The sequence below is a fragment of the Nocardia vinacea genome (assembly GCF_035920345.1).
Taxonomy (GTDB): domain Bacteria; phylum Actinomycetota; class Actinomycetes; order Mycobacteriales; family Mycobacteriaceae; genus Nocardia; species Nocardia vinacea_A.
Map to the genome: position 1 here is coordinate 1,300,938 of NZ_CP109149.1, position 12,332 is coordinate 1,313,269.

A 12,332-nucleotide genomic window follows, 5' to 3' on the forward strand; every position below is an offset into this window, starting at 1 on the left:
ATTATTCGGTAGCCGCGGCTCTTCGATGATGGGTGAGCAGCGTGTCGTAGATATCGGCGAGGGCGGCCAATTGCTGGCGGTCGAGTACGTCGACCATATGTCTGCGCACGCTCTGCACATGTGCGGGCGCGGCGGTGGCCAGCACGTCGGCGCCGCGCGGCGTGAGCCGCGCGGCGGTGCGGCGGGCGTCATCCGGAATCGGTTCCCTGGCGACCAGCGCACGTTTCTCCATGCGGGTGATCTGATGGGACAGCCTGCTCTGCGACCATTCGAGTTTGGCGGCGAGATCGGCGAAGGTGAGTCGATGATCCGGTGCGTCGGCCAGGTAGGCCAGCACCGAGTATTCGACGTAGGTGAGGTTCGACTCGCGGGATGAGTCGCGTCCGACCGCGGCGGCGATGAGGTCCCTGGTGCGCACATATCCCACCCATGCGCGCATTTCGATGTCATCGAGCCAGTGGGGATCGGTCACGAGAGCGCTCCAAACTCTGACATGTCATTGAATTGTCCTGCCGCATGATGCCGCGCGACAACTGCCAGAACTGAGAGGTAGCACTGCTGGGGTTGAACGTGCAACCTTTTGGTGGGATGCACCGAGTGAGGGTTGCCTAAGCACGGTCGGCCTCCTATTACTGGATACGCTCCTTGTGCTCGTGACCAGCCTGCCGAAGACCTGCCAAGGCCCCGGCGGTGCGTCAGCCCTGAGACCGAATAAGGAGTGCGTCCGTGACCGCGCCGGATTTCCGCTATTCAGATCTGCTGCCGATCGGCGCCGACGACACCCCGTACCGGTTGATCACCACCGAGGGCGTCAGCACCTTCGAACACAACGGCCGCACTTTCCTACAGGTCGAACCCGAGGCATTGCGCCTGCTCACCGCCGAGGCGATGCACGACATCAGCCACTACCTGCGGCCCGCGCATCTGTCGCAGCTGCGCCGGATCATCGATGACCCCGAGGCCAGCGGTAATGACCGCTTCGTCGCGTTGGACCTGCTCAAGAACGTCAACATTTCCGCGGGCGGCATCCTGCCGATGTGTCAGGACACCGGCACCGCCATCGTGATGGGCAAGAAGTCCGAGGGTGTGCTCACCGGCGTGGACGATGCCGAATGGATCAGCCGCGGCGTATTCGACGCCTACACCAAGTTGAATCTGCGCTACTCGCAGCTCGCGCCCATCACCATGTGGGACGAGAAGAACACCGGCACCAATCTGCCCGCGCAGATCGAGTTGTACTCCACGGCGGGCGATCCCGCGCATCCGTCCTACAAGTTCCTGTTCATGGCCAAGGGCGGCGGTTCGGCGAACAAGTCGTTCCTGTACCAGGAGACCAAGGCCGTGCTGAATCCCGCCCGCATGCTGGAGTTCCTGGACGAGAAAATCCGCTCGCTCGGCACCGCCGCCTGCCCGCCGTACCACCTCGCGGTGGTAATCGGCGGCACCAGTGCGGAATTCGCGTTGAAGACGGCCAAATACGCGTCCGCGCACTACTTGGACACCCTGCCCACCGAGGGTTCGCTCGCGGCGCATGCCTTCCGGGATCTGGAACTGGAGGAAGAGGTCTTCAAGCTCACTCAGTCCTTCGGTATCGGCGCGCAATTCGGCGGTAAGTACTTCTGCCACGACGTGCGCGTGGTGCGCCTGCCCCGACACGGCGCCAGCTGCCCGGTCGCCATCGCGGTGTCCTGCTCGGCCGACCGGCAGGCGCTGGCCAAGATCACGCCGGAGGGTGTGTTCCTGGAGCAGCTCGAGCGCGAGCCCGCGCACTACCTGCCCGAGCAGACCGATTCCATCCTCGGTGGCGATGTGGTCAAGGTCGACCTGAACCGGCCGATGTCGGAGATTCGCGCCGACCTGTCGAAATACCCGGTGAAGACCCGGCTTTCGCTGACCGGTCCACTGGTCGTCGCCCGCGATATCGCACACGCCAAGATCAAGGAGCGCCTCGACGCGGGCGAGCCGATGCCGGAATACCTGCGCGAGATGGCCGTGTACTACGCGGGCCCGGCGAAGACGCCCGAGGGCTACGCGTCGGGTTCGTTCGGTCCGACCACCGCGGGCCGGATGGACTCCTACGTCGATCAGTTCCAGGCCGCGGGCGGGTCGTTCGTCATGCTGGCCAAGGGCAATCGCTCGGCCCAGGTGACCAAGGCGTGTAAGGAACACGGCGGTTTCTACCTCGGTTCCATCGGCGGGCCTGCGGCGCGACTGGCGCTGGATTGCATCAAATCCGTCGAGGTACTGGAGTATCCGGAGCTGGGCATGGAGGCGGTCTGGAAGATCGAGGTCGAAGATTTTCCGGCATTCATCGTGGTGGACGACAAGGGCAACGACTTCTTCGCGGAAACGCAGAAGCCGATTGCGTTGCGGGTGCGCACCCGCTCGAAGGAACGCGTCTGAAATGTTCAGCCATCAGGGCACATGTCCGGACACCGAATTGTCACCCCGTTCGCCGGGGTAACAATCCCGCCGAAGCGATGCACTCTTGATTAGGGGTACATCGCTGCACCGGTGTCGATGGAGGTCGAGGAGGGCAATGAGTACGTCGTTTCGTATCTCGGAATCCGCCAGCCGTCGGTTGGCCGAACGCGCCGCTCGTGAGGGAACCAGTTCGACCGCACTACTCAACCGCCTGATCCGGGAGGGTTTCGATCAGCTCGACCATCCCGGAATCGTTTTCCGCGGCCCCATCTCCGATCGCCGCGCGGCATTGGCTGCGGGCCCGGAGGTATGGGAAGTCGTTGCGCGCCTACAAGAACTGGACGGTCCGGAAGAACGCCGCATCGCTGTCCTGAGCCAGCAATCGGATCTGCACTCCCGCAGGATCAAGATCGCCATCGCCTACGCGCGGGCGCACGGCCCGGAGATCATCGAGCGCATCGACCGCAATCGTGAAGCGGCCGAAGCGATCCGCGGTTCGGACTCGGTGCGCCCCTGACCCCATAGCCGATCAACGCCATAGCGGGTGGCTATCGCACTCATCCAGTGTGCGATAGCCGCCCGTTCTGTGTCTGCAGAGCGCCCGTGTCGCATCGGAAAGGCTTGCGATGCAATAGGATTGCGTCGCATGTGGGCGATCGTGGGGCGCTGGGTTGCCGATCAGGACGGCGGCTTCGGGGTCGTGACGACCGAGTCGTGCGAGGAGTTCGTGGTGCGCGATGCGGTGATCGAGTCCGATTCGCCGCTGCATACCGGGGACCGTGTCTGGCTGGAATTCGTCGACGGTGGGGATTCCGGCGAGGTCATGAAACTCGTGAAGGCGCGGTAGTTTCCGGGTTTCTCGGGGGTTGCTGGGGAATGTTGATCGTGATCCACAACACTGGAATAGATTGTGGACAGGGGGATTTCCGCTGCGACAAATCGGGCGTGGCACAGGATGTTTCGGACATTGGTGATTTATTGTGCTGTGAGTATGTGGAAAGCTATGTGAATGACGTCCGTTCGGACAGGCCGGTGTCCTCGCGTTCGCCGGTGTGTTGCTAGCGGTGATCGGTGGCGGGGTGTGAGCCGTAGGGGAGTAGATACGGGGTCCGCGGTCGCAGGGCCGTTACTATCGCTGACATGTCGCTGACGCTTCGTGCCCGGACCCTGCTGGGCATATCCGCCGCGCTGTTCCCAGTGATCGGAGCTGCCGGGCTGTCCATGCCCGCCGCCACGGCCGCGCCGGTCGTGCAGGTGGCCGGTAATGCCAGCGGGACCGATGGGCTGGAGCCGGGGCTCGCCGCCGCGTATACGCAGGCCGAGAACCAGGCGCATGTCGAAGGGGTCGCGCTGTACATCAACTCCGGCTACCGCACGCCCGCCGAGCAGCAGGCGCTGTGGGACGACGGGGTGCGGACTTACGGCAGTCCCGAGGAGGCTCGGCGGTGGGTACTGCCGCCCAATGAGTCGACCCATGTGCAGGGCCGGGCGATCGACGTGGGGCCGCAGGCCGGGGCGCAGTGGCTGGAGGCGAATGGGAATCGCTGGGGCCTGTGCCGGATCTTTCAAAACGAATGGTGGCATTTCGAACTCGCCACCGCCCCGGGCGGCGCCTGCCCGGCGTTGCGCGCGGACGCGAGCGAGGGCGGTACCGCGCCGGCTCCGTCGTCGCCGATCCAGCCCGTCCTCCCGGGGTTGCCGTCCATCCCCCTCCCGCCGTGGTTGAGCGGCTCCTTCGGGCTGTAGTCAGCCGACCGGCACAGGCACCGGGATCTCTGCGCTCGGCTGCCGGATCAGCACCGCCGGGCTGATCGTGCTCAACGCGCAAATGGCAACGATGTAGCAGGTCACCGCCGCCGAAGTCGAGCCCGCGGTCCACAGTGCGGTCGCGATGAGCGGGGCGAGGCCGCCGCCGAGGACGACCGAGAGCTGCACGATCGGCGACCTGCCGGAGTAGCGGACCGATGGTGGGAAGAGTTCGGCGACGATGATGCCGCGGGGGTGGCGATGGCGACCTTGGGGTGGGGTGGAGCTCGAAGACACTGCTATCCATTTACATTCAGCTGACTGGCGCCGGGGTGCCCGGCATATTGTCCAGTGCCAACCCGCCCTCGATCGAGTTCGGGATGCGGCGGCGGTTGGGGGAGCCGAGCGCTGCGGTGAGATCGGTCCCATCGTGTTCGGCGAGCAGATCGCCGCTGTCCCACACCAGCAGCGTTGCGCTGACCGTGTTCTCGGCGGCCGAATGCGCGAGATCGTAATGCGCGCAGCCGGGGACGTGCGGGTAGGTGATCCACAGGTCGTAACCGGTCATGAACAGGTCGAGGTCGAATTGCACACTCAGGCCGAGCAATTCGCTGCGGCCGTTGTCGTCGACACCGGCGAATGCTTCGTCCAGCGCGAGCAGTCGCGGTGCCTGCGGATCGGCCGAGTCGAGCATGACGTGCGCGGCGGCGAACAGCGGCAGATGCAGCGAGACCGACTGTTCACCACCGGAGAGCGCACTGTGCCTGGCCACGGTCAGCTTGTCCTCGCTGCCGTCGGCGGAGATGAGAGTAAAGGAGAACACCCGCCAGGTCCGGTAATCCAGTGTCGCGCCCAGGATTTCGGGGTAGGAACGCTCCGGATGCGCGGCGCGCGCGGCCCGGATCTCGGCCGCGAAGTGGGCGCGGATGGCCGCCAGATCATCGGCGACGAGCGAGGAGGCGTCGCGATCCAACAGCTTGCACATGGCCCGTGCCGCATCCGAGAGCGAATCGGAGAGCACCCAGTGCACGCCGATGGTATTGCCGGAGGACATGCGGCGCTGCTTCATCTCCGCACCCATGCGGGCGATGAGATCGCGCGCATCGCTGGTGCGCTCATAGATCTGCTGCGCGAGCCCGGTGAGCAGCGCGTCCTCGAGGATCCGGCGTTCGGCATCGGTGAGCAGCAATTCCTGATCGCGGCGGGCGGCGTCGATGCGGGTGGCGAAATCCGCGAGGGCCGACAGCCCGTTGTCATCCTGTACCTGAACGACGGTCAGGCCGTCTGCGGCATCCCATTGCAGCCGGTAATCGCGGCCGGAAGCGGCCAGCGCGGCGTCGAATTCCTGGAGTGCCGAGGTCACCGCACTGCGCGTGGATTTGCGGGCCGCCTCGCCCGCCCGCACGGAAGACGTTGCGGCGGTCAGATTGTCGAAGAGTTCGGCTACCTCATCCGGGAGCACCTGGGGTTCGACCTCAGGCCCGGCCGTCGAAATGCGGTAGAGCAGTTGTTCTGGGGTCGACCAGGCGGCATCGCTGCTCGGCCAGCGGCTGTCGGCAGGTGCACCGAGCAGGGTGAGCAGATCCGGCTGGGCGTAGGGCGCAAGGGCTTTCACATCGGCAAGGACCTCGGTGAGCGCGGTGCCGAGCGACTCGTGCGCGGTGCGGTATGCGGCCTCCGCATCACCGACCGCCTCGATCGCCTCATTTGCGGCCTTGCGAGCGGCCTTCTGCTCAGCCCGGGTCGCCTCGATCTTCGCGCGCGCCTGGTCGAGTTGGCGATCGATGTCGGCGGCGCCCGCGCCGAGTGCTTCGCGCAGGGTTTCGAGTTTACGCAGCTGCTCCTGGTAGCCCGCATCGGCGGCCTCGGCCTCTTCGGCGAAGGCCTCGGCCAGATCGCGGGCCTCGTCGAAGCGGTCCGAACCTTCGCGTTCGCGTTCGCGCTCCCGTTCGTGGTCGGCACGCAGGCGCAACAGGCCGGTCCCGGTGTTCTCGAAATGGCGGATGGCGGCGGCGAGGGCATCGATCTCGCGGGCGCCGCGCGGCGTGCGGTGCGCTTGGGCGACCGAGCGCAGCTTCTTCTCGACAGCCGACGCCTCGGCCACCGCTTGGTCGAGGTCGCGTTCGGCCTGGGCGACCGCTTCGGAGCGCGAGCGCATCATGCCCGCGGCTTCCGAAACCGCGCGCAGGGCTGCGGTGACGGCCGAGGGGCGCGGCAATGCTTTGGCGGCGGCGGAGATTCGCGCCAGCTCGCCGCTCGCCGCGGCCTGGGCGGCCTGTGTCTGCCGCTGTGTCTCCTCGGCGGACTCGATTGCCGTGGCCAACTCGGCGAGCCGGATTTCCCGGCGCTTCGCGCGGGCGGTGGCCCCGATGAATTCGGCATCGGGTTTGTGGTGGCGGCCCACCTGAACGCCCTGGCGGAAACCGCCGGTGGTGCTCACGCCGACTTCGGTGCCGAGGTCGGAGTCCTTGTCGTACAGGGCGATGGAGGCCAGCACGTTTGCGATGACCTGCTTCGGCACCGTGACGTCGGCCGAATCATCCTCCACGACAAGGACATCGGCCAGTGTGCGCCCGGACGGCCGCGCTGAGGTGGGCAGTGGAATCAGGAACTGGTCGGAGGTGTATTCCGGCCGTTCGGCTTCTGCGCAGACCCAACTGTCGAGCAGGTCCGCGGCGTGCAGGGCGGCCTCGATGCCCGCGGCCTGCGCTGGTGTCACGGAATCAGCGAAACGGACCAGTCGCCACAGCGGCGCACCCGGACGGCCTTCCGCATTCCGCGCACGAGCGGCCGAAACCGGTGGGGCCTCGTCACGTTGGGCAGCGACCGCATCGCGTTCGGCATTGAGTTCGACCAGCCGGTCACCGGCCAGCGCGGCGGTGGCGCGCGCTTCTTGACGGCGGGTGCGGATGTCATCGAGCAGCGGTTCGGCGCGTTCGGCCAAAATCTCGGCGACACCGGCTGCCTCATCGGAGCCTGCATCGGCCAGTGCGGTGTCGAGCGCTTCGAACAGGCCTTTCTGAATGGGGGAGTACACCTCTCGATGCGCATCCCACCAAGTGCGCAGTGCGCCACCGGCTTCGGTGCGTGCCAGCACAACGGCCGCTTCGGCGGCCGAGACCTCGGCGGCGGCCGATTCGCGCAGCGCCCGAGCCCGTTCGGCGAGCTGTTCGGCCCGATTCCGTTCGGCCGTAGCGGAATCCATCAGACCGAGCGCCTTGCGGACCGCGCGCACGTCGGCGTCGCGTTCCTCGGCATGTCCGCGGACCGCGGCGGTCAGCTGATCGCCACGGGCCTGGTCGGCCAATCCCGCCCAGGTGATGCCCGCCTCTTCCGCGGCGGCACGCAATTCGTCCTCGCCGCGGGCCAGCGCGGCGGCCGCGTTCTGTACGGCCGCCTTGGCGCGCTCTGCTTCCTGGCCGCGCTGATCGAGGGTTTGCCGGGCCTTGAGCGCCTTGTCCTTGTGCACACCCGCCGAGGTCTCCAGGCGGCGCACCGCGTCGGCGAGATCGTCGAGTTGCTGTTTGCCCTCATAGGCGCTCGAGCGCTGCAGGGTTTCCCGGTCGGAAAGCGCTTGTTCGTAGGCGCGGTCGGCATCGTCGGCGCGCGCCTCGGCGGCGGTGCGTTCGGCCTCGCGACGTTCACGCAATGCGGTGGCGGCGAAGAGGGCGGTGCTGGCGTGGGTCACCGCATCGAGTCGTGTCCGCACCTGATCGACATCGGTCTTCGCCTGTACCGCAAGGTATTTCCGGTACACACCGACAAACGACCTGGTGGCGGTATCGGCGTGGACCAGCCCCTCCAGGGTGCGCCCGACCTCCTCCATATCGCTGAACGAACGCGCCGCGTCCAGGATCAGCTGCTCGTCGAGCGGGCGCAGACCATCGGTGAGCGCCTGCGAAAGTCCCCGCGGATCAAGGTTTTTCGCGAGTTGGGGACGGCGCAGCGTGAGGATGAGATTGATCAGCTGGTCGTAGCGCTGAGTGCCCAGACCGAACATGCGTGCGTCGATCGCATTGCGATACTCGACCGGTCGATCGACGATGGCATCGGTGCCGATCTGCTCGGCCAACTGCTTGCGGGTCAGCGGTCGATCGTCGGGGCCGATGAGTGAAAAGTCGACGCCCGCACGGCCGTCGGCGACAAAGTACCAGCGGGTCACCTTGTCCGTGGACCGGGTGGCGCGCATACCGATGCCGATGGTGACGACCTCGGGATCGTCCCATTTACCGCGCGCGAACTCCATCCACACATACGAATAGGCGGATTCCTGCTTGCGGTACAACAGGTTCGATTTCATGGTGCGCTCTTCACCCGCGAACGGATTGAGCCTGCGTGGTTCGATCCGGCCGTCGAGCACGAACGGGAACAGCACCTCGAGCGCCTTGGTCTTACCGGAACCATTGGGCCCGCGCAGTACCAGCCTGCCGTCGGCGAAACAGTATTCCTGGTCGCGGTAGTCCCACAGGTTGATGATGCCGGCGCGGGTCGGGACGAACCGCACTCCGCCATGGATGAGCGACATGGTTTAAATCCCTTCCGTACCAACGCTGTCGGCCCCGAGCGTGTCGGAGGCGGTGACGAACAATTCGGCGGCCCGCTTGGTACGAACGGTGACGACCGCACCGCGGTAGCGAGCCAGTGCGGGCAGAATAATCAGACCGTCCTCGACCACCTGGACCAGCCGCAGCCGTTCCAACAGGGCGGTCACCTCCCTGGCCAGCCCGGGCACATCCGCCTGCCACTGCGCGGCGAAGGTGACACCGTAGCGGTCGGTCAGCGCCTGCACGGTCTCGCCGACCCAGCTCGCTTCGACGAACGGGTACGTCGCACGCACATACGCCATCGCCTCCGCGTCGGGATCCGAAATCTCTTCCACCACATCGGGATCGGTCGATGGGAGATCGGCGAGCGGCACGAATACGGTGGACTCCGGGATTGCGCCATCGAGTTGCTCGGCAAGCGCGACGGCCGGATCGGGTGCGCCGGGACGCACCGGTACCGGATTGTCGATATCGAGGACACGATCGGCGATCTCACCGACCAGCAGCAGCGCCACCTGCGCCAATGTGCCGGTGCCCGGAAAACGGACATCGGAGAGACGCCCGGAGACATCAATCAATGCGACGCCCTCCGCGCGGCGTTCGGCCCGCAGCCCCGTGAACTGTTCGACATCCGCGACGACCCGATCCTGCAGCAACAGCGGTCGTTCGTCGTAGGCCAGATCCTCGGCGTACACCACCGGACGCTCCACGAGACTGCGCCGCACCCGCCGCGCCGCATCGGCGGCCTGCGCATTGGCGGCCGGACCGTGCGCGAGCGCGTCCTCGGTCAGCAGACCACGGACACTGTGCAGATGCTGCAGCGCGCGCGGCGGTCGAAACAGCGCGAAAACCACCGGCCGGTCGATGTCGTAGAGCGCCTCACCCGCCTCCGGATCGGCGGCCCAGCCACCCGCATCGCCATCGGCCAGGGTGAGCGCACCCCGATGCGCGAGCCAGCCGACGGCATCGACGAAGGCATCGCGATCGGCGGCGCGGTCGGGTGCCAGTTCGAGGCCGTCGACCCGGCCGGTATAGGCGGCGACCTGATCGGCCAACTCCGACAATGTGATCTGATCGCCGGCGCGGCCGAGCGCTGCCAGCGCCAAGGCCAGATAGGCGTAGCGGCGGCGGTCGAAGACGCGCTCGGTGACGGAGCGGGCGGGTTTGCCCGAATCGAGTCGATCGATGACCGGGAAGACCCGGGCCGTCGTTTCGGTGACCTCGAGTCGGTAGCCGAACAATTCGGCCAGATCCTCGCGGAGTTCAGTGGCCCAGCGCCGGATCAGCGGCAGTGCGATCCGGTCCGGATAGGTCCGGGTGACCAGGTGGTTGGCGAGGATTACGCGGGCGGCGCGCTGATAGTTGTCGAGCGCGAGCGAATCGATGCGGCGGGCGTTGATCATGCGCGCCGCCCGCTGGTCGACTGCTTCACCTCGAGGCGGCGGTTGTTCAAATGCAGTAGCCCGCGTGCGGTGCGGATCACCGTCGAACCCGAATGTTCGGAGACGGTGAGGGTGACGCCGCTATCGGATCCGGTGGTGCTGTCGACGCGGCCGCTCACCGGAACCCAGGCCGTGGACGCGGCGTCGAGCAGGCGCAGCAGCACCTCGGTCTCCCGTTCGTCGAGGACGCGCTCGTGTACCGAGGCGGCGGCCAGGGATTTGGCGGCCTCGGCGCGGGCGCGCTGCGCATCCAACTGCGCCTCGCGGAGTCGGCGAATTCCCGCGTCATTGCGTTGAATTCGGGCCGGGGCACCGGCCTGTGGCGGCCTACCAGTCTCGGCGAGGGTGCGCGAGATCTCCAGTGGCGGTGCCTCCCACCAGGAGCGGATCGCGGGAATCAGATCCGCATCCGGATGTTCCAGGGAAATATGACGCGGCCTGCCGAGACCGAAGACGGCGTCGAAGAGCGCATGCGCGCTGTCGGTGGCCGGGGCTGCGGTGAACCAGCCCGCGAGATGCCGCAGCGCCGATTCGCGACTCACCCCGCCCTTCCGTGAATCGGTGACCCGCCGCAGCAGCGACAGCACGGCGGCAATGGCGCTCATGGTCGCCTCCCGCAGCCGATCCGCCTCGGTGGAGGACGATTCGCCGGGAATATCGGAGGCCGTCGCGATGAACCAGGTCCGCAGCCCCTGCCAGCGCGCCCGCCAATCCGCTTGCCGCTCGGCCGGACTCAGCAGCACCCGTTCGTCACAGCGCGCCGCCCGCTCGATGAGTTCCTCGACGCCGGTCTCCTCGATCTCACCGATCGCGGCGGCCAAGCGCGGCGCGAAGCGCGCCAGGTCCATGCTGAACTCGCGCATATGCGCGAGCAGCGCGTCTTTGTGCGCCAGGAACGACTCCGGGGTGATCTCGGTGGTACGGACCATATCGCCGAGCGAGAGGTAGAAGTGCGCGGCCCGCGCCGCCATATCCGAGAGTGCGGCATCCAGGCGGCGCAGCGTCCGGTACACACGTTCCGCATCACCGGCCTTATTCGCCTCGGCGAGGGTATTGAGATCCGCGAGTAGTTCGGGCAGCACCAGTCGCGACAGCGCCGCCTCGTCCAGCCGCGCCTCGAGCACACCCGCGACCGCCCGATATGCCTTGAATCCGGCCTGTGTCAGCTGATAGACGTAGTGCCGATTCCGATATTCCGCGAGCGTCGCGGCGCGCGTGCCGTCATAGCTGCGCTCGACCACACCCCACTGATGCAGCTGATCCAACAGCGGCCCGATCTCCGCGCCGGTGAGCTGCGGTGCATCAGGCGCACTGCGTTCGATCCAGGTCGCGACATCGTCGGCATGCAGCAACACCACATACGCCGCGCGCGCACTGTCGAACGCCCGCAGCACCCACAGATACTCCGCCCGCTTCTCGGCCGTGGCGAAGGAGAACAGCCGCAACCGCTCATCCCATAGCGCGGGCGCGGCATACGGCAGGCCGTCAACGGAGTCGGTCACCGGGAACAGGGTAGTAGCGGGCCGGTCGCGGGTGTCGAGACCGACCCCCATTCGGCGTGGCCGCGTCCGGTTTGCACCTGTTCGCCACCCGATGACTCACAGGTCGAATCGGGCCCGCAGCCCGATCTTGACCTGCTCGAGCACCTCCGAGGTGAGGTCACCGACCTGCTCGGTGAGACTGTCCTTCGGCACGATGGCGATGTCGTACAGCGCGATCACCTGCGAACTCTCCGGCATTGCGACGGTGAGCAATTGATGTCGCGACGGAACTTCGCGAGCCTCGCGCACCGGCGCGGCGACCAACATCGGCCGCTGCCGAATCACCACATCGGAATCCACGATCACCACCGTCGCGCGACGCCCGGAGATCCGGCTGACGAGATTCCAAATCTGGCCTTGGTGCGTGGGTTCAGCTGGCACGGCCGAACAATACTTGTTCGGCGGTCTGCTCGGCATCCTTCACCCATTCGGTCCCGGTGCTGTCCGGCAATGCCCTGAGTTCATCCTCGAGCAACTGCCTGCGCACGGCCTTGGAGATGTAGTCGCTCAACTTATCGTCGGATGCCGCACGGAGACGGGCCGCGAGATCGTCGTCCATCGAGATATTCAGGCGCACCGTCATACAGCAGACTTTACAGCGGACACCACACATAGTGGTACAGAGATGGGCACTA

11 protein-coding genes are annotated in these 12,332 nt (G+C 66.6%); 4 read left to right on the forward strand and 7 right to left on the reverse strand.

Annotation, left to right across the window (positions count from 1 at the left end):
- Nucleotide 1: 1 nt before the first annotated feature.
- Nucleotides 2-472 (reverse strand): MarR family winged helix-turn-helix transcriptional regulator, encoded by a 471-nt coding sequence (locus OIE68_RS06210; protein WP_040691737.1) that lies wholly within the window; start codon nt 470-472, stop codon nt 2-4.
- A gap of 254 nt (nt 473-726) precedes the next feature.
- On the opposite strand from OIE68_RS06210, the gene OIE68_RS06215 reads away from it, so the two are divergent.
- The 4 genes from OIE68_RS06215 (at nt 727) to OIE68_RS06230 (ending at nt 4,170) form a co-directional block, all read left to right on the forward strand.
- Entirely contained in the window at nt 727-2,403 is a 1,677-nt protein-coding gene (locus OIE68_RS06215; protein WP_327098429.1) for a fumarate hydratase, read from the forward strand.
- Nucleotides 2,404-2,539: 136 nt separating this feature from the next.
- A complete protein-coding gene (locus OIE68_RS06220; protein WP_040691734.1) occupies nt 2,540-2,941 on the forward strand; it encodes a hypothetical protein in 402 nt (133 codons plus the stop codon).
- Nucleotides 2,942-3,070: 129 nt separating this feature from the next.
- The gene (locus OIE68_RS06225; RefSeq protein WP_040691731.1) at nt 3,071-3,271 is read left to right on the forward strand and encodes a hypothetical protein; all 201 of its coding nucleotides are present in this window, start codon (nt 3,071-3,073) and stop codon (nt 3,269-3,271) included.
- 293 nt (nt 3,272-3,564) lie between these two features.
- Nucleotides 3,565-4,170, forward strand: coding sequence for a M15 family metallopeptidase (locus tag OIE68_RS06230; RefSeq protein WP_327098430.1), 606 nt, complete (start codon nt 3,565-3,567; stop codon nt 4,168-4,170).
- Here the strand turns inward: OIE68_RS06230 and OIE68_RS06235 are convergent, their stop codons facing one another.
- The 6 genes from OIE68_RS06235 to OIE68_RS06260 form a co-directional block, all read right to left on the reverse strand.
- Nucleotides 4,171-4,467, reverse strand: coding sequence for a hypothetical protein (locus tag OIE68_RS06235; protein ID WP_327098431.1), 297 nt, complete (start codon nt 4,465-4,467; stop codon nt 4,171-4,173).
- A gap of 16 nt (nt 4,468-4,483) precedes the next feature.
- Nucleotides 4,484-8,695 carry a TIGR02680 family protein gene (locus OIE68_RS06240; RefSeq protein ID WP_327098432.1) on the reverse strand — a complete coding sequence of 1,404 codons (4,212 nt, stop codon included), beginning with the start codon at nt 8,693-8,695 and terminating at the stop codon, nt 4,484-4,486.
- 3 nt (nt 8,696-8,698) lie between these two features.
- The gene (locus OIE68_RS06245; RefSeq protein WP_327101588.1) at nt 8,699-10,114 is read right to left on the reverse strand and encodes a TIGR02678 family protein; all 1,416 of its coding nucleotides are present in this window, start codon (nt 10,112-10,114) and stop codon (nt 8,699-8,701) included.
- The gene (locus OIE68_RS06250; RefSeq protein WP_327101589.1) at nt 10,114-11,601 is read right to left on the reverse strand and encodes a TIGR02677 family protein; all 1,488 of its coding nucleotides are present in this window, start codon (nt 11,599-11,601) and stop codon (nt 10,114-10,116) included. Before OIE68_RS06250 ends, OIE68_RS06245 begins: the two co-directional genes overlap by 1 nt.
- Before the next feature lie 153 nt (nt 11,602-11,754).
- On the reverse strand, nt 11,755-12,078 hold the full coding sequence (locus OIE68_RS06255; RefSeq protein ID WP_040691710.1) for a type II toxin-antitoxin system PemK/MazF family toxin: 324 nt from the start codon (nt 12,076-12,078) through the stop codon (nt 11,755-11,757).
- Nucleotides 12,068-12,280, reverse strand: coding sequence for a hypothetical protein (locus OIE68_RS06260; RefSeq protein ID WP_040691708.1), 213 nt, complete (start codon nt 12,278-12,280; stop codon nt 12,068-12,070). The genes OIE68_RS06255 and OIE68_RS06260 overlap by 11 nt, the downstream gene beginning before the upstream one ends.
- Nucleotides 12,281-12,332: the final 52 nt, after the last annotated feature.